At 73.9% G+C, this 16473-nt stretch carries 16 protein-coding genes; 9 read left to right on the top strand and 7 right to left on the bottom strand.

All coding sequences use genetic code 11. The features are described from left to right. Window positions 1–245: 245 nt before the first annotated feature. The 3 genes from CP974_RS19385 to helR all read right to left on the bottom strand — a co-directional run bounded on the left by CP974_RS19385 (window position 246) and on the right by helR (window position 3649). Window positions 246–596 carry a peptidase inhibitor family I36 protein gene (locus tag CP974_RS19385; protein ID WP_031133559.1) on the bottom strand — a complete coding sequence of 117 codons (351 nt, stop codon included), beginning with the start codon at window positions 594–596 and terminating at the stop codon, window positions 246–248. Between the two features lie 320 nt (window positions 597–916). Further along, a complete protein-coding gene (locus tag CP974_RS19380) occupies window positions 917–1327 on the bottom strand; it encodes an Imm10 family immunity protein (protein WP_031133557.1) in 411 nt (136 codons plus the stop codon). A 132-nt stretch (window positions 1328–1459) separates the two neighbouring features. Next, window positions 1460–3649, bottom strand: coding sequence for an RNA polymerase recycling motor ATPase HelR (helR, locus tag CP974_RS19375; RefSeq protein WP_051839677.1), 2190 nt, complete (start codon window positions 3647–3649; stop codon window positions 1460–1462). A gap of 528 nt (window positions 3650–4177) precedes the next feature. On the opposite strand from helR, the gene deoC reads away from it, so the two are divergent. The 3 genes from deoC to CP974_RS19360 are packed head-to-tail and all read left to right on the top strand — an operon-like array spanning window position 4178 to window position 7547. After that, on the top strand, window positions 4178–5128 hold the full coding sequence (deoC, locus tag CP974_RS19370; RefSeq protein ID WP_078915728.1) for a deoxyribose-phosphate aldolase: 951 nt from the start codon (window positions 4178–4180) through the stop codon (window positions 5126–5128). 5 nt (window positions 5129–5133) lie between these two features. Beyond that, a complete protein-coding gene (locus tag CP974_RS19365) occupies window positions 5134–6636 on the top strand; it encodes an aldehyde dehydrogenase family protein (protein WP_031133551.1) in 1503 nt (500 codons plus the stop codon). Continuing rightward, window positions 6636–7547, top strand: coding sequence for an aldehyde dehydrogenase family protein (locus CP974_RS19360; protein WP_031133550.1), 912 nt, complete (start codon window positions 6636–6638; stop codon window positions 7545–7547). The genes CP974_RS19365 and CP974_RS19360 overlap by 1 nt, the downstream gene beginning before the upstream one ends. A gap of 219 nt (window positions 7548–7766) precedes the next feature. Here CP974_RS19360 and CP974_RS19355 read toward each other — a convergent pair whose 3' ends face one another. Continuing rightward, window positions 7767–8102 (bottom strand): hypothetical protein, encoded by a 336-nt coding sequence (locus tag CP974_RS19355; protein WP_031133548.1) that lies wholly within the window; start codon window positions 8100–8102, stop codon window positions 7767–7769. Between the two features lie 119 nt (window positions 8103–8221). On the opposite strand from CP974_RS19355, the gene CP974_RS19350 reads away from it, so the two are divergent. Beyond that, window positions 8222–8860, top strand: coding sequence for a hypothetical protein (locus CP974_RS19350; RefSeq protein ID WP_031133546.1), 639 nt, complete (start codon window positions 8222–8224; stop codon window positions 8858–8860). Window positions 8861–9244: 384 nt separating this feature from the next. Here CP974_RS19350 and CP974_RS19345 read toward each other — a convergent pair whose 3' ends face one another. Further along, window positions 9245–9973 (bottom strand): SigE family RNA polymerase sigma factor, encoded by a 729-nt coding sequence (locus CP974_RS19345; protein WP_031135844.1) that lies wholly within the window; start codon window positions 9971–9973, stop codon window positions 9245–9247. 190 nt (window positions 9974–10163) lie between these two features. Between CP974_RS19345 and afsQ1 the strand changes: the two genes are divergently transcribed. The 5 genes from afsQ1 (at window position 10164) to CP974_RS19320 (ending at window position 14662) form a co-directional block, all read left to right on the top strand. Beyond that, window positions 10164–10841, top strand: coding sequence for a two-component system response regulator AfsQ1 (gene afsQ1 / locus CP974_RS19340; RefSeq protein ID WP_174887765.1), 678 nt, complete (start codon window positions 10164–10166; stop codon window positions 10839–10841). Between the two features lie 2 nt (window positions 10842–10843). Continuing rightward, a complete protein-coding gene (locus CP974_RS19335) occupies window positions 10844–12496 on the top strand; it encodes an ATP-binding protein (RefSeq protein WP_051839970.1) in 1653 nt (550 codons plus the stop codon). A gap of 244 nt (window positions 12497–12740) precedes the next feature. After that, on the top strand, window positions 12741–13172 hold the full coding sequence (locus tag CP974_RS19330; protein WP_308425536.1) for a hypothetical protein: 432 nt from the start codon (window positions 12741–12743) through the stop codon (window positions 13170–13172). 606 nt (window positions 13173–13778) lie between these two features. Beyond that, the gene (locus CP974_RS19325; RefSeq protein WP_031135836.1) at window positions 13779–14372 is read left to right on the top strand and encodes a VanZ family protein; all 594 of its coding nucleotides are present in this window, start codon (window positions 13779–13781) and stop codon (window positions 14370–14372) included. A gap of 89 nt (window positions 14373–14461) precedes the next feature. Continuing rightward, complete coding sequence (locus CP974_RS19320) at window positions 14462–14662, top strand: PspC domain-containing protein (RefSeq protein ID WP_031135834.1); 201 nt, start codon at window positions 14462–14464, stop codon at window positions 14660–14662. A 136-nt stretch (window positions 14663–14798) separates the two neighbouring features. On the opposite strand, the gene CP974_RS19315 is transcribed toward CP974_RS19320, so the two are convergent. Together CP974_RS19315 and CP974_RS19310 are read right to left on the bottom strand one after the other, a co-directional pair. Then, a complete protein-coding gene (locus CP974_RS19315; protein ID WP_031135833.1) occupies window positions 14799–15122 on the bottom strand; it encodes a hypothetical protein in 324 nt (107 codons plus the stop codon). A 134-nt stretch (window positions 15123–15256) separates the two neighbouring features. Beyond that, entirely contained in the window at window positions 15257–16414 is a 1158-nt protein-coding gene (locus tag CP974_RS19310) for an adenosine deaminase (RefSeq protein ID WP_031135831.1), read from the bottom strand. Between the last annotated feature and the right edge of the window lie 59 nt (window positions 16415–16473).

Here is a 16473-nt window from a genome sequence, read left to right as displayed (position 1 = left end):
CCTCCGAGACGCCCCGGTCGATCTCCCCAGCGCGCCGACGTCGGCCTGAACGCACTGCGCAGGCGTTCCCAGGTCCTGTCAGGCGACCACAGGTGCTGCCTTCGATCACCTGTCACGACGCCTGTGTTGACCGGGTGGGAACGGCCGGGGCCGTTCCCACCCGGCGTCGATCGGTTCGCCGCCCCCACCCGCGCCCGGGACGACGACACGCGTTCCGAACCGTCACATGGCCGGCCGGGCACGTGCTAGTTGGCGACGCGGTAGGCGCTGACCCAGGCGCCGATGCTGCCGTAGCCGGTGCGGTCGATGACGATCGCGCCGCCCGTGCAGTTCCAGTTGTCCCACAGCTCCACGCGGGTGGCGCTCTCCGTGCGGGCGGAGCGGATGCGGTCGTTCCAGCTGTCGCCGACGTACTTGCATTCGCCGGTGTTCCCGGAGAACCACCGGTCCAGGCCGGAGAAGCCCGTCGAGGCGTAGGCGTGCCAGCTGCCCGCCAGCTCGCGGGCGGGGACGGGGGCGGCGGAGGACGGGTGGGCGGTGACGAGTACACCGGCCAGGGCCGCGGCCATGACCAGGGTCTTGCGCAGGACGGACACTGTGCCTCCCTTGATTCGATTGACCAGGTCCGGTCGGGCGAACGGCGCCGCGGACGGGCGCGCGTCGACGCCGCGCGCCGTGCGGTGCGGTCACCCGGCCGCCCACTCAAAGTAGCCCGCGGTGGCAGCGGGTGGCCGTCCCCGACGGCGAGATGGCGAGAACACGCACCGGCGCCGCGCCCCCGCCCCCGGACCACCACCGGGCGAGACCCCCGGCGCCTCGGCCGACCCCGCCCGGCGCCGTGGCGGACAGCGCTCGGCGGGCAGCGGGCGTCTTGGCGATGCCGACCGTCAAGCGCGGTGTGGTCTCTCTTCTCACATCAGACGGCTACTCGCGCAGGCGCGGCGTCCGCCCGCCCATAGGCGAGCACCTGAGCAAGAGTCTCCAGGAACCGGGACACCTTTTGAGCCGGTGCCTCGATGACTGCTTCGATCTCACTGTCCTCCAACCGAAGGCTTTCCAACGCCTCGGGGTCCAGCATGACGCGGAGGACATTGCCTTCCAGGACGGCTTCGCGCACGCAGCCATAGGCGGTTCCCTGCCCCGCCGTGACCAGGCAATGGGTGTCCATTCCCAAGGCGATCTCCTGGTCATCGGGTTCTTCCCCACCTGCCATGAACGCCAGGTGGAAGCCAGGACCGTCCTCGCACTCCGCGAGCCCGGCTTCGATGAAATAGCCGTCGGGGTCGATTTCCGCGCTCGCAACGCGGGCGGTGAAGCGGAACGTCATGACGAATCTCTATCAAGGTGGTAGTCGGGCACGCCGCGCAGTAGGGGTTCCTGTGCCACAACGGCAAGGAAGAAGGCCGAAGCAGGCAAGCACGCCCCCGGGCAGAAGTAAAGGGCGCCGGGCCGGCTCCGCTCAGTCGCTGGTCAGGACGACGAGGCGCTGGGTCGCCCTGGTCATCGCCACGTAGCGGTCGACCGCGCCCGCCACGGCCCCGCCGTCGGCCGCCGCGGGCCCCGTCCCGAACCGCTGCGGGTCCACGAGGACCACCAGGTCGAACTCCAGGCCCTTCGACAGCTCCGGGGTGAGCGACCGGACGCGGGGCGCGCCGCGGAAACCGGGGGCGCCGATGACGCACGCGACGCCGTCCGGGTGCGTGCCCAGCCAGTCGGCGAGCACGTCGTCCAGCTCGTCGGCGGAGCCGTACGCCACGGGGACACCGCTGCTGCGGACGGACACCGGCACGTTGGCGTCGGGCAGCACCGCCCGGATGACCGGCTCCGCCTCCGCCATGACCTCCTCCGGCGTGCGGTAGTTGACGCTCAGGGAGGCGATCTCCACCCGGTCGAGGCCGACCCGCTCCAGCCGCTCCCGCCAGGACTCGGTGAAGCCGTGCCTGGCCTGCGCCCGGTCGCCGACGACCGTCAGGCTCCGGGACGGGCAGCGCGACAGCAGCATCTGCCACTCCGCGTCCGTCAGCTCCTGCGCCTCGTCCACCACGATGTGCGCGAACGGCCCGGCCAGCGCGTCCGGTTCGGCGGTCGGCAGCGCGGACTCGTCGACGAGGGTGTCCCGCAGGTCCTGCCCGTGCAGCATCGTCACGGCGCCCTCCCCGTCGGGGTCGGCCGCGATGACGTTGTCGATGACCGCCGCCATGCGCTCCCGTTCGGCGGCGGCGGCCGCCTTGCGCCGCCGCTCCCGCACGGCCGACCTCGGGTCGCCGAGCCGCTGCCGCGCCGCGTCCAGGATCGGCAGGTCGGACACCGTCCACGCACCCGGCTCCGCGCGCTGGAGCCGCGCCACGTCCTCGCGGCTCAGCCAGGGCGCGCACATCCGCAGGTACGCCGGCACCGACCACAGGTCGCCCACCAGGTCGGCCGCCTCGATCAGCGGCCACGCCGCCCCGAGCGCCCCGTTCAGCTCCGCGTCCTGCCGCAGCGCCCGGCGGAACAGCGCGGGCGGCACGTCCTCGCCGCACCGGTCCAGCAGGATCCCGACCAGCTCGTCCCAGATCCGCTCCCGCGCCTCGTTGTGCGGCACGCCGGCTTCCGCCGCCCCGAACGCCTCCGCCCAGTCCTCGGGCTCCAGCCGCGGCGAGCCCCACGGCGTGGTGACCGTCATGCCCTCGGCGGGCGGCGTCTCGTAGAACGCGACGGCCTTCTCCACGGCCCTCACCATGTCCGCGGACGCCTTGAGGCGGGCCACGTCCGGGTCGCTCTCGGGGACGGCCCGCGCGCCCTCCTCGACGAGGTCCCGCAGTACGCACGTGCGCACGCCCTCCTCGCCGAGGCCGGGCAGCACGTCGGCGACGTACGCCAGGTACGGCCGGCTCGGGCCGACGAACAGCACGCCGCCCCGGCGGTGGCCGAGCCGGGGGTCGGAGTACAGCAGGTACGCGGAGCGGTGCAGGGCGACGACGGTCTTGCCCGTGCCCGGCCCGCCGTCCACGACGAGGGCGCCGCGCGAACCCGACCGGATGGCGGCGTCCTGGTCGGCCTGGATGGTGGCGAGCACGTCCCGCATCCGGTCCGACCGGTCGGCCCCCAGGCTGGCGATGAACGCGGACTGGTCGTCCAGGGCCGCGTTCCCCTCCAGCCCGTCGGCGGTGAACACCTCGTCCCAGTAGTCGGTGATCCGGCCGCCGGTCCAGCGGTACCTGCGGCGGCTCGCCAGGCCCATGGGGTCGGCGTGGGTCGCCGCGAAGAACGGCTCGGCCGCGGGCGAGCGCCAGTCCACGAGCAGCCGGCGCCCGGCGCTGTCGGTGAGGCCCAGCCGGCCGACGTAGAGGGGCTCGCCGCCGTCGGCGCCGACCATCCGCCCGAGGCACAGGTCCAGACCGAACCGCCGCAGGGCGCGCAGCCGGGCGGTCAGCCGGTGGATCTCGATGTCCCGCTCCATCGCCTCCCGCCCGGCGCCGCCGGGGGCCCGGCGCTCGGCGTCGAGGCGGTCGGACAGCTCGCCGATCGTCTGCTCCAGGCAGGCCCCGATCGCCGCGAAGTGCTCCTCGTCGCGGGCGATCAGCGCGGGGTCGGCCTTGCGGGCGAGACGGCCCGGCAGGTCGAACGCACGCACGGCGCGTGCCTCACCCTGGACATAAGCGCTCATGGTTCGTGAATCTCGCAATCCTGCCGCATCCGGTATGGAGCTGCGATTGTGCGCCCTCACCGGGGCCTTGCCGCAAGCCCCCCGGTGCGCTATACGTTGAGAGTGGCGAGGAGCACGACTCCCGCCTTTTCTGCTGTTCGGCGCGTGATCGGCCGGCACGCGGTCCGGTACGAGAATCCGGCAGGCGGTCCGGCACGCGACCCGGCGGGCAGCCCGGCAGGCGGTCCGGCACGCGACCCGGCGATGCGGCGGTACGGCGACCCGGCGAGACGGCGGTACGGCGATGCGCCGGGCCATCCGGCGCGCTGCTCGGCACGGCGGTACGCCCCCGCGCCCACCCGCCCCGCCCGCCGGCTCCCCCTCAGTCCTTCGGCCGCCCCCGTCCGCGCCGCGTGACCGGGCTCACGCGGACCGCGCCCACCTGCGCCTTCGCCGCCCTCCCCCACCACCACGCCCGCTCCACCGCAGGCCCCGGCCGACGGGGGCTGTACAGGCCGCTACGCGCGTAGATATGCTCAGCTGGTGACCATGCCCACCAATGCACCTGCTGACGTGACCGCGTCCGACAGCACACTGCGCCGCTTCCTCCACGGGCTGCCCGGCGTGGATGCCGTCGGCCTCGAGGCGCGTGCCGCCGCGCTCGGTACGCGCTCGATCAAGACCACGGCCAAGGCGTACGCCATCGACCTGGCCATCTCGATGATCGACCTGACGACGCTCGAAGGCGCGGACACCCCGGGCAAGGTCCGGGCGCTCGCCGCCAAGGCCGTCCGCCCCGACCCGACCGACCGCACCACGCCGCACACGGCCGCGGTGTGCGTCTACCCCGACATGGTGGCGACCGCCAAGTCCGCGCTGGCCGCCGCCGGCGCGACGGACGTGAAGGTCGCCTCCGTCGCCACCGCCTTCCCCGCCGGCCGGGCCGCGCTCGACGTGAAGCTCGCGGACACCCGCGACGCCGTCGCCGCCGGGGCGGACGAGATCGACATGGTGATCGACCGGGGCGCGTTCCTGGCCGGGAAGTACATGAAGGTGTACGAGGAGATCCGCGCCGTCAAGGAGGCCGCCGGCCCCGCGCGGCTGAAGGTCATCTTCGAGACCGGCGAGCTGTCCACGTACGACAACATCCGCCGCGCCTCCTGGCTCGGCATGCTCGCGGGCGCGGACTTCATCAAGACCTCGACCGGCAAGGTCGCGGTCAACGCCACCCCCGCCAACACCCTCCTGATGCTGGAGGCCGTGCGGGACTTCCGCGCCCAGACGGGCGTCCAGGTGGGCGTGAAGCCCGCGGGAGGCATCCGCACCTCCAAGGACGCGGTCAAGTTCCTGGTCCTGGTCAACGAGACCGTGGGCGAGGACTGGCTGGACGCGCACTGGTTCCGCTTCGGCGCGTCGAGCCTGCTCAACGACCTGCTGATGCAGCGTCAGAAGCTGGCCACCGGAAGGTACTCCGGCCCCGACTACGTGACGGTGGACTGATCACCATGGCATCTGCACCCGCTTCCGCTTCCGCATCCGCGTCCGCGTCCGGCTCCTCCGGGTTCGCTTACGCGCCCGCCCCCGAGTCCCGCTCGGTCGTCGACATCGCGCCGTCGTACGGCCTGTTCATCGACGGGGAGTTCACCGACGCCGCCGACGGCAGGGTCTTCAAGACGGTCTCCCCGGCCACCGAGGAAGTCCTCTCCGAGGTCGCGCGGGCCGGCGCCGAGGACGTCGACCGGGCCGTGAGGGCCGCCCGCAAGGCGTTCGCGAAGTGGTCGGCGCTGCCCGGCTCCGAGCGCGCCAAGTACCTGTTCCGCATCGCGCGGATCATCCAGGAGCGCTCGCGCGAGCTGGCCGTCCTGGAGACCCTGGACAACGGCAAGCCGATCAGGGAGACGCGCGACCACGACCTCCCGCTGGTCGCCGCGCACTTCTTCTACTACGCGGGCTGGGCCGACAAGCTGAGCCACGCGGGCCTCGGCCCCGACCCGAGGCCGCTGGGCGTCGCCGGCCAGGTCATCCCGTGGAACTTCCCGCTGCTGATGCTGGCCTGGAAGATCGCCCCCGCGCTCGCCGCGGGCAACACGGTCGTCCTCAAGCCCGCCGAGACGACCCCGCTGTCCGCGCTGTTCTTCGCGGACGTCTGCCGCCAGGCCGGCCTGCCCCGGGGCGTCGTCAACATCGTCCCCGGCTACGGGGACGCGGGCGCCGCGCTGGTCGAGCACGAGGGTGTCGACAAGGTGGCGTTCACCGGCTCCACCGCCGTCGGCAAGGCCATCGCCCGCCAGGTCGCGGGCACCCGCAAGAAGCTCACGCTGGAGCTGGGCGGCAAGGGCGCCAACATCGTCTTCGACGACGCGCCGGTCGACCAGGCCGTCGAGGGCATCGTCACGGGCATCTTCTTCAACCAGGGCCAGGTCTGCTGCGCCGGCTCCCGCCTGCTGGTGCAGGAGTCCGTGCAGGAGGAGTTCCTGGACGCCCTGAAGCGCCGCCTGTCCACGCTGCGCCTCGGCGACCCGCTGGACAAGAACACCGACATCGGCGCCATCAACTCGGCGGAGCAGCTCGCCCGTATCGAGGCGCTCGCGGAGACCGGCGAGGCGGAGGGCGCAGAGCGCTGGTCGCCCGCCTGCGAGCTGCCCTCGACGGGCTACTGGTTCGCGCCGACGCTCTTCACGGGCGTCACACAGGCCCACACGATCGCCCGCGACGAGATCTTCGGCCCCGTCCTGTCGGTGCTGACGTTCCGTACGCCCGCGGAGGCCGTCGCCAAGGCGAACAACAGCCAGTACGGCCTGTCGGCCGGCATCTGGTCGGAGAAGGGCTCCCGCATCCTCGCGGTCGCCGACAAGCTCCGCGCCGGTGTCGTCTGGGCCAACACGTTCAACAAGCTGGATCCGACGTCGCCGTTCGGCGGCTACAAGGAGTCGGGCTACGGCCGCGAGGGCGGCCGGCACGGCCTGGAGGCGTACCTCGCCCCGTCGAGCCCGGAGGGTGAGCGCTGATGAGCAGCACCGACGAGCAGAACCGCCTGAGCGTCTTCAAGACCTACAAGCTGTACGTCGGGGGCAAGTTCCCCCGCAGTGAGAGCGGCCGGGTGTACGAGGTGAGCGACAGCAAGGACAGGTGGCTGGCGAACGCGCCGCTCGCCTCCCGCAAGGACGCCCGCGACGCCGTCGTCGCCGCCCGCAAGGCGTTCGGCGGCTGGTCCGGGGCGACGGCGTACCTGCGCGGCCAGATCCTGTACCGGGTCGCCGAGATGCTGGAGGGCCGCAGGGGCCAGTTCGTCCGCGAGGTGGCGGACGCGGAGGGCCTGTCGAAGTCGAAGGCCGCCGAGGCGGTCGAGGCCGCCGTGGACCGCTGGGTCTGGTACGCGGGCTGGACCGACAAGGTGGCGCAGGTCGTGGGCGGCGCCAACCCGGTCTCGGGGCCGTACTTCAACCTGTCGTCGCCGGAGCCGACCGGTGTCGTCGCGGTCGTCGCCCCGCAGGAGTCGTCGCTGCTGGGCCTGGTCTCGGTCCTCGCCCCGGTGATCGCCACCGGCAACACGGCGGTCGTCGTGGCCAGCGAGCGGGCCCCGCTGCCCGCGCTGTCCCTGGCCGAGGTGCTGGCCACGTCGGACGTGCCGGGCGGGGTCGTGAACATCCTGTCGGGCCGTACGGCGGAGATCGCCACGCCGCTCGCCGCGCACCAGGACGTCAACGCCATCGACCTGACGGGGGCGGGCGCCGAGCTGGCCCGCGACCTGGAGGTCGCGGCGGCCGACAACCTCAAGCGCGTCCTGCGTCCACAGCCTGTGGACGGCGGCGCCGACTGGACCGCCGACCCGGGCACGGGGCGCCTGACGGCGTTCCTGGAGACCAAGACGGTCTGGCACCCGACGGGCTCCCTGGGCGTGTCCGGCTCGGCGTACTGACCCCGCGAGGCGGCCGTCACGGCACCCCCTCCGCCGTGCCGGCCGCCTCACGCGCGACGGCCCCGTCTCCCTCCGTCCGGGGGGAGACGGGGCCGTCGCACGTCACGCGCCGAGCACGCCGCGAGCGCCGCGAGCCGCCAGCGGCCGCCGGAAGCACCGCGGGCGCCGCGAGCGCCGGAAGGGGTGCGGGCGGGCGGGCCCCACGGCGCGGAGGCGGGCTCAGCCGGGGAGGAGGCCGCCCAGGAGCGGGCCGACGACCGGTACGTCCTGGACACCGGCGAGCGAGCCGGTCGTGGACGCGGTGTCGACGGGCCGGAAGTCGGCGATCTGCGTGCCGACCCCGTTGTCCAGCGGGTTCACGCCCGTGCCCGCCAGCGGGTTGAGCTTCGCGTGCTTCACCGGGCCCACCACGTGCGGGAGCACGTCGTTCAGGGTGCGCACGGCCGCCTCGGGGTCGGTGCGCGGCAGGTCGGCGGCGTGCGCGGGGCTCCCGGCGGCGCCCAGGGCGGCGCCCAGAGCCGTGGCGGCGAGCCCGGCCTTCAGCAAGGGGTTCATGGAGGTTCCTGCCTGGAGGGTGTTCGGTCGGGCACACACCGTAGGGGAGGTGTGATCTCGATACCAACGGGTCACCTGCGAGGTCCCCCGATGGGGCCAATGGTTCACACTGGTGTCCCGTGAGTTCCCTACCGATCCCGACCCGCGTGGTGCTGCTCGCGGGCCCCTCCGGCTCCGGCAAGTCCTCCCTCGCCGCCCGCGCCGGCCTCCCCGTGCTCCGGCTGGACGACTTCTACAAGGAGGCCGGCGACCCGACGCTGCCGCTCGTGCCGGGGAGCACGGACATCGACTGGGACTCCCCCGGCTCGTGGGACGCGGACGCGGCGGTCGCCGCCATCGCGGAGCTGTGCGCGACGGGCCGTACGACGGTCCCGGTGTACGACATCGCCACCAGCTCCCGCGTCGGCCGCGAGCCCCTGGACATCGCCCGTACGCCGCTGTTCGTCGCGGAGGGCATCTTCGCCGCCGACATCGTGCGGCGCTGCGAGGAGCTGGGCGTGCTGGCGGACGCGCTGTGCCTGCGGGGCCGGCCGTCCACGACGTTCCGCCGCCGGCTGCTGCGGGACCTGCGGGAGGGCCGCAAGTCGGTGCCGTTCCTGCTGCGCAGGGGCTGGCGGCTGATGCGCGCCGAGCGGTCGATCGTGGCGCGGCAGACGGCGCTGGGCGCCCACCCGTGCGCCAGGGACGAGGCGCTGGGGCGTCTCGCGGCCGCGGCGGCGGGCCGCCACCGGGCACCGAGGGCCCCGGAACCGGCGTAGGGCGCGGTAGGCGCGCAGCGGCGCGCCGTGCGGGCGGGCCCCCGGGAGAACCGAGGGCCCGTGCGGAGCGGGGCGGGGGCCGTACGAGCACCAGGGCCCGGTCCGCGCGGGCCCGGACGCGGTCCGGACAGAGGTGTGCGCCGGACAAGCCCCCCAGCTTGTCCGGCGCGGTGTTACCCCCGTGGTGCCCCCGTGTCCCCCGTGGGCACCCTCTTGTCCCCCCTGTTTCCCCCCTGTTCCCCCCTGTCCCCCGTGCTCCCCCGTCCCCCCGCGGGTCCGGGAGTCCCGAGGATCCCCCCGTGATCCCCGAGACTCCGCGTCCCCCGTTCCCCCGTGGGCCCCACGTCCCCCGTGGGCCCCGTTCCCCCGGTCCTCCCCCGGCCCTCAGGCCACGAGCTGACCGAAGGACTCCTCCTGGTCACGGCCGAAGCTGAGGACCTCGTCCTCGCGCAGCCGGCGGAGCGACCGCCAGATGCTCGACTTCACCGTGCCGACACTGATGTTCAGGATGTCCGCGATCTCCGGATCGGTACGTCCCTCGTAGTAGCGCAGGACCAGCATGGTGCGCTGGAGTTCGGGCAGCCGGGCGAGCGCCTGCCAGAGCACCGCCCGCAGCTCCGTGCCGCGCATCGCGTCGGAGTCGCCCACCGTCTCGGGCAGTTCCTCCGTCGGGTACTCGTTGAGCTTGCGCCGCCGCCAGGCGCTGATGTGCAGGTTGGTCATCGTGCGGCGCAGGTAGCCGCCGACGGCCGCCTTGTCGCTGATCCGGTCCCAGGCGCGGTACGTCGAGAACAGCGCGCTCTGCAGCAGGTCCTCGGCCTCGTGCCGGTCACCGGTCAGGTGGTAGGCGGTGGCGTACAGGGAGGCGCGGCGCTCCTTGACGTAGGCGGTGAACGCGGCCTCCGCGCCCGGCTTCCGCCCGTCGGGCAGGGCGACCATGTAGGGCGCCTTGTGCGGGCGTCCGGCGGCGCGGCCGCATCCCCGCCCACCTCCGAGCGCGGAAGCCCCCTCGGTGCCGGACTTCTCGGCACCGGACCTCTCGGTGCTCCGCGCGACATCGTGGAGACGGGTGACAACTGCGTTCGAGGTGGTGCTGTGCTGCACTGCGTTCATCACGCCCCCCTGTCGTCGTGGAGTCGGCTCGTCGGTGTGGAAAGAAGACTGCCGAGGCCAGTTCATGACGGTGTCTGTCGACTGTCACAGGCGTGTCACAGGGGTCTTCGGCATACCGGTCCGGTACCGGAGGCGCCGTGGGAGCGCTCACAGGTCGAACTCGTCTCCTCCCATGGGACAGAATGACGCCGTGCCTTTCCTGTTGCTGATCGAGGACGACGACGCCATCCGCACGGCCCTCGAACTCTCGCTGTCCCGCCAGGGCCACCGCGTGGCCACCGCGGCGACGGGTGAGGACGGCCTGAAACTGCTCCGGGAACAGCGGCCGGACCTGATCGTCCTGGACGTGATGCTGCCCGGTATCGACGGTTTCGAGGTGTGCCGGCGCATCCGGCGCACGGACCAGCTGCCGATCATCCTGCTGACGGCGCGCAGCGACGACATCGACGTGGTCGTCGGTCTGGAGTCGGGAGCGGACGACTACGTCGTGAAGCCGGTGCAGGGCCGGGTGCTGGACGCCCGGATCCGGGCCGTGCTGCGGCGCGGCGAGCGGGAGACGACGGACTCGGCGACCTTCGGGGCGCTGGTCATCGACCGGTCCGCGATGACGGTGACGAAGAACGGCGAGGAGTTGCAGCTCACGCCGACCGAGCTGCGGCTGCTGCTGGAGCTGAGCCGCCGGCCGGGCCAGGCGCTGTCGCGGCAGCAGCTGCTGCGGCTGGTGTGGGAGCACGACTACCTGGGCGACTCGCGCCTGGTGGACGCGTGCGTGCAGCGGCTGCGGGCGAAGGTGGAGGACGTGCCGTCGTCGCCGACCCTGATCCGTACGGTGCGCGGGGTCGGCTACCGGCTCGACGCGCCCGCGTGAGCATGCGCGGGGAGCGGGACGGCACGCCGGACGGTGCCGTGAGGGGCGGGCGGGGAGCGCCGGGCGCGGGCCGGCGGTGGACGAGTCTGCGGGTGCGGCTGATCGTCGTGTTCGGGCTGGTCGCGCTGACGGCGGCGGTGTCGGCGTCGGGGATCGCGTACTGGCTGAACCGCGAGGCGGTGCTCACGCGTACGCAGGACGCGGCGCTCGGCGACTTCAAGCAGGAGATGCAGAACCGGGCGGCGGCGCTGCCGCTGCGGCCCACGCAGGAGGAGCTGCGGCACACCGCCGAACTGATGGCGCAGGGCGGCGGCGGGTACAGCGTGGTGCTGCTGGGCGAGCGGGACGCGGGGAAGCCGATCGTGGGGGTCTCGGACCCGGACCGGTTCACCCTGCGGGACGTGCCGGCGTCGCTGCGGGCCGCGGTCGACGAGGAGCAGGAGCTCACGGCGGGCAACCGGCACTCGTACCACGTGTTCTGGCTGCGGACGAACCTGCGCGGCACGCCGTACCTGGTGGGCGGGACGCGGGTGATCGGCGGCGGGCCGACCGGGTACATGCTGAAGTCGCTGGAGCCGGAGCGGCAGGACCTCGCCTCGCTCGGCTGGTCGCTCGGCGTGGCGACGCTGCTGGCCCTGCTGGGGTCGGCGCTGCTGGCGCAGGTGGCGGCGACGACCGTGCTGAAGCCGGTGCACCGGCTGGGCGAGGCGGCGCGGCGGCTGGGCGAGGGCAAGCTGGACACGCGGCTGCGGGTGTCGGGCACGGACGAGCTGGCGGAGCTGGCCCGGACGTTCAACGGCGCGGCGGAGAGCCTGCAGAAGAAGGTCGCGGACATGAGCGCGCGGGAGGAGTCCAGCCGCCGGTTCGTGGCCGACATGTCGCACGAGCTGCGTACGCCGATGACGGCGCTGACGGCGGTGACGGAGGTCCTGGAGGAGGAGCAGGACAGCCTGGACCCGATGGTGGCGCCCGCGGTGACCCTGGTGATCAGCGAGACGCGGCGGCTGAACACGCTGGTGGAGAACCTGATGGAGGTCACGCGGTTCGACGCCGGTACGGCGAAGCTGGTCCTGGACGACGTGGACGTGGCCGACCAGGTCACGGCGTGCATCGACGCGCGGGCGTGGCTGGACGCGGTGGAGCTGGACGCCGAGCGGGGCATCGTGTGGCGGCTGGACCCGCGCCGGCTGGACGTCATACTCGCCAACCTGATCGGCAACGCGCTGAAGCACGGCGGTTCGCCGGTGCGGGTGTCGGTGCGGACGTCCGGCGACGATCTGATCGTGCGGGTGCGCGACCACGGGCCGGGCATCCCGGAGGACGTGCTGCCGCACGTGTTCGACCGGTTCTACAAGGCGAGCGCGTCCCGGCCCCGCTCGGAGGGCAGCGGGCTCGGCCTCTCGATCGCGATGGAGAACGCGCTGGTCCACGGCGGCGACATCACCGCGGCCAACTCGCCGGACGGGGACGGCGCGGTGTTCACGCTGCGGCTGCCCCGCGACGGCTCGTCGGCCGCGGCGGGCGACGGGGAGGGCGGTGACGGGGGCGCCGGGGAGGGCGGCACCGGCCGCGACGGCCGGGGGAACGGCCGGGGGAACGACGGTTCAGGGGACGACGGGGAGCGGGACAGTGGCGAGCGGCGAGCGCGTGGCTGACGCGGCGGCACGGACGGACCGGCGCCGGGCTGCCGGACTCCGGGCCGCGGGACTCCGGCTCGCGGGGCGCCGGGCTGCCGGGCCCCGGACCGGCCGGGGCCGGCGGGCGCTGGCCTCGGCGGCCGTACTGGCGGCGCTGACCGCCGGGTGCGGCATCCGTACGACGTCGGTACCGGTCGACGCGGGCGGCGCGCCGTCGCGGGTGCCGTGCAGCCTGCCGGAGGCGGCCCCGCAGGACGCGGGGGTGCCGACGCGGGTGTACCTGGTGTGCGCGTCGGGCCTGGAACCGGTGTCCCGCACCGTGCGGCCGGAGGGCGGCGCGTCGGGCGAGGACGCGCGGGTGGAGACGGCGCAGGCGCTGCTGGACGCGCTGCGGGAGCGGCCGTCGGAGCGTGAGCGGCAGGCCGGTTTCACGACGTACCTGGACGAGCCGCTGAAGGTGGCGGCGGGCCGGGCGGGCGACCCGGAGGGTTCGCTGCGGCTGAGCCGCCAGCCCGAGGACCTGCCGCCGGCGGCGCTGGCGCAGATCGTCTGCACGTACGGCGAGTGGGGCGCGGCGTCGGTGCGCGGCACGGTGCCCCTGGGCGGGCCGGGCGACTATCCGGTGCGGCGGTACGTCTGCGACGCGTCGGTGAAGGCCCGCCCCGAGTCCCCCCTGCCGACCCGGGCGCCCTGAGGGGGCTCGCCTTCGGCTGCCGCCGACGGGACGGGACCTCCCCGCTGCTGGGTCGTGGGGGCGGTGTGGGTGGTGGGTGGTGTTGCCGGGTGGGCAGAGCTGCGCCGGGGGCCGTGACGCGGTGGAGGCGATGCGGGGCCGGAAGCCGTGTGGGGCAGGGCCGGGCCCCTGACGGACGCGGCGCGGGGCCGGAAGGCCGACCGCGGGCCGGGGCGACGGACGCCCGAGGGCACGGCACGAGACCAGAAGGCCGACCGCGGGCCGGGGCGACGGACGCCCGAGGGCACGGCACGAGACCAGAAGGCCGACCGCGGGCCGGGGCGACGGACGCCCGAGGGCACGGCACGAGACCAGAAGGCCGACCGCGGGCCGGGGCGACGGGGCGCCTGACGGGCACGGCACGGGGCCGCGCGTGGAGCCGAAGGGGCGCGCGGGTGCCGAGACGACGTCCGCGCGCAGCGCCCGACGAAGGAGGGCCGAGCACGGAGGGCGGCTCGGGACCCGCTCACAGCGCCCCGGAGGCGCAACGCGCCTCAGAAAGAAAGAGGAACCGATCCTGCCGGGGGGTGCGTCTTGGGGGGCGTGCAGCGTCAAGGTTCGGGCGGCATGGCCGCCATCCGCTACCGCGTGGCGGGGCTCGCTCTTCTCTTCGTCCATCTGTTGCTCGTGGGGTGGCTGACGCTGCGGCCGCTGGACGTGATGTGGGTGACGGCGGCGAATCTGGAGCCGCTGGCGGGGATCAAGGCCGATCTGGCGCTGGGTCCGGCGGAGGCGGCGCGGCGGATCGGTGAGGGTCTGGTGCTGCTGGCGCCGCTGGGGGTGCTGCTGCCGCTGGCGGACGCGCGGCTGGACGTGGCGCGGTGGGCTTCGCTGGTGCGGACGGTGGCGGCGGGTGCGCTGGTGTCGCTCGGGATCGAGCTGTTGCAGACGGCGGTGCCGGGCCGGGTGGTGGATGTGGACGCGGTGCTGCTGAACACCGCTGGGGTGGCGCTGGCGCATGTGGCGGTGGTTCCGGCGTGGCGGGCGCGGCTGCGCCGCAGGCTGGACGCGGCGCCGGGCGGCGGGGTGGCGGGACCGCGTGCGGGGGCCGGGGCGGAGCCCGCCTCGGGGAGGAGGCGGCGGAGGGGCGGTGCCCTGCGTCGGGAGGATGCCCCTCAGGGGGCGACCCCGAGGATTCCCAGGGTCGGGATCGCCCCGTAGTCCGATGCTTTGTCCGGGGTAGGCGGGGGAGGATGAATGCACCGGAAGCCGGAGCGGCTTCCGCGAAGCCCCTGACGAAGGAGCCCACCATGGCCGCACTTGCCCGCCCCCGTGACGAACGCATGATCGGCGGAGTGTGCGCGGCGCTGGCCCGGCGCTTCGGCACTTCGGCGACGACGATGCGGGTCATGTTCGTCGTGTCCTGTCTGCTGCCGGGGCCGCAGTTCCTGCTCTACCTGGCGCTGTGGATGCTGCTGCCGGCCGAGAAGCCCGCGAGCACGGCCTGGTAGGGCCCGCCGCGGCCGGCCGGCGCCTCCGGCGCTCCCCGCCGGCACGTCCGGTACATCCGGCATGACCCGTACGACATACGGCGGTGGGCGCGCGCCTCTCGGGCGCGCGCCCACCGCCGGCTTGTGTGCGGGGTGGTCAGCCGAGGCCGGCGACGGGGAGGGCGCCGCCGACGGGGAGGCCGCCGAGGAGGCCGACGACCGGGTCGAGCGGGGTGTTGACGGGGACGGCGGGCGCGGCGCCGGTGACGGCGTCGAGGACGCCTTCGGCGATGGTGGCGGTCTCACCCGAGCCGCCGGGCAGGGTGGAGACGGTCTGCGCGACCGGCAGGGCCTGGGTGGCGGTCGCCAGGACGGGTCCGGTGGGGACGGCGGTGAGCGCGGAGGCGCTGCCGGCAGCGGAGACGGCGAAAGCGGCGCCGAGCGCGGCGACACCGAGGGACTTGGCAGCGGACTGCTTCATCGAAATTCGTCCTTGGGGGGAATCGGGGGCATGAGCGGTTCCGCAACCTAGCCAGCACGCGGGGCGGCCCGCAAACACCGAAGGGGGCCGGGTCGGGAATGCGCGGCCGTTCCCCTATCGCACGGAGGGCGCCCTTATGGGGCCTCTCGCTGGCCGGATGCGCTGGTGGAGCCGTTCTGCCGGAACAGCCATTCGGACTTCAGTTCGGCGTATCCGGGCTTGATCACGTCATTGATCATGGCCAGTCGTTCATCGAAAGGAATGAATGCTGATTTCATCGCATTGACGGTGAACCACCGCATGTCGTCGAGCGTGTAGCCGAATGCCTCGGTCAGCAGCTCGAATTCCCGGGTCATGCTGGTGCCGGACATCAGACGGTTGTCGGTGTTGACGGTGACCCGGAACTGGAGGCGGCGGAGCAGGCCGATCGGATGCTCGGCGTAGGAGGCGGCGGCGCCGGTCTGGAGGTTGGAGCTGGGGCACATCTCCAGCGGGATGCGCTTGTCGCGCACGTACGCGGCGAGCCGGCCGAGCGTGACGGTGCCGTCGTCGGCGACCCGGATGTCGTCGATGATCCGCACGCCGTGGCCGAGGCGGTCGGCGCCGCACCACTGGATGGCCTGCCAGATCGACGGCAGCCCGAACGCCTCCCCGGCGTGGATCGTGAAGTGGTTGTTCTCCCGCTTGAGGTACTCGAAGGCGTCGAGGTGGCGGGTGGGCGGGTGGCCGGCCTCGGCGCCCGCGATGTCGAAGCCGACGACGCCGTCGTCGCGGTGGGCGTTGGCGAGTTCGGCGATCTCCAGGGAACGGGCGGCGTGCCGCATCGCGGTGAGCAGCGCGCCCACGCGGATGCGCCGGCCGCGTGCGCGGGCGCGGCGCTCGCCCTCGCGCAAGCCCTCGTTGACGGCGGCGACGACCTCGTCGAGGGTGAGGCCGCCCTCCAGGTGCTGCTCCGGGGCGTAGCGCACCTCCGCGTAGACGACGCCGTCGTCGGCGAGGTCCTCGGCGCACTCGGCGGCGACCCGGAAGAGGGCGTCGCGGGTCTGCATGACGGCGCAGGTGTGGGCGAAGGTCTCCAGGTAGCGCTCCAGCGAGCCGGAGTCGGCGGCCTCGCGGAACCACCGGCCGAGCCGCTCGGGGTCGGTCTCGGGCAGTGCCTCGTAGCCGCGGGCGCGGGCGAGGTCGACGACCGTGCCGGGTCGCAGGCCCCCGTCGAGGTGGTCGTGGAGCAGGACCTTCGGCGCGCGGCGGATCTGGTCGGCGGTCGGGGTGGCGGGGTACCGGATGGTCATGTGGGGTCCTTCTTCCGGGGGTCGGCGGGCGTCCGGCGGGCGCGGGCGGCCCGCCGGCT

The sequence above is a fragment of the Streptomyces fradiae ATCC 10745 = DSM 40063 genome (genome assembly GCF_008704425.1).
Classification (GTDB): domain Bacteria; phylum Actinomycetota; class Actinomycetes; order Streptomycetales; family Streptomycetaceae; genus Streptomyces; species Streptomyces fradiae.
Note: the sequence above shows the minus strand (reverse complement) of the source record. Positions and strands in the feature narration are given on the sequence as shown.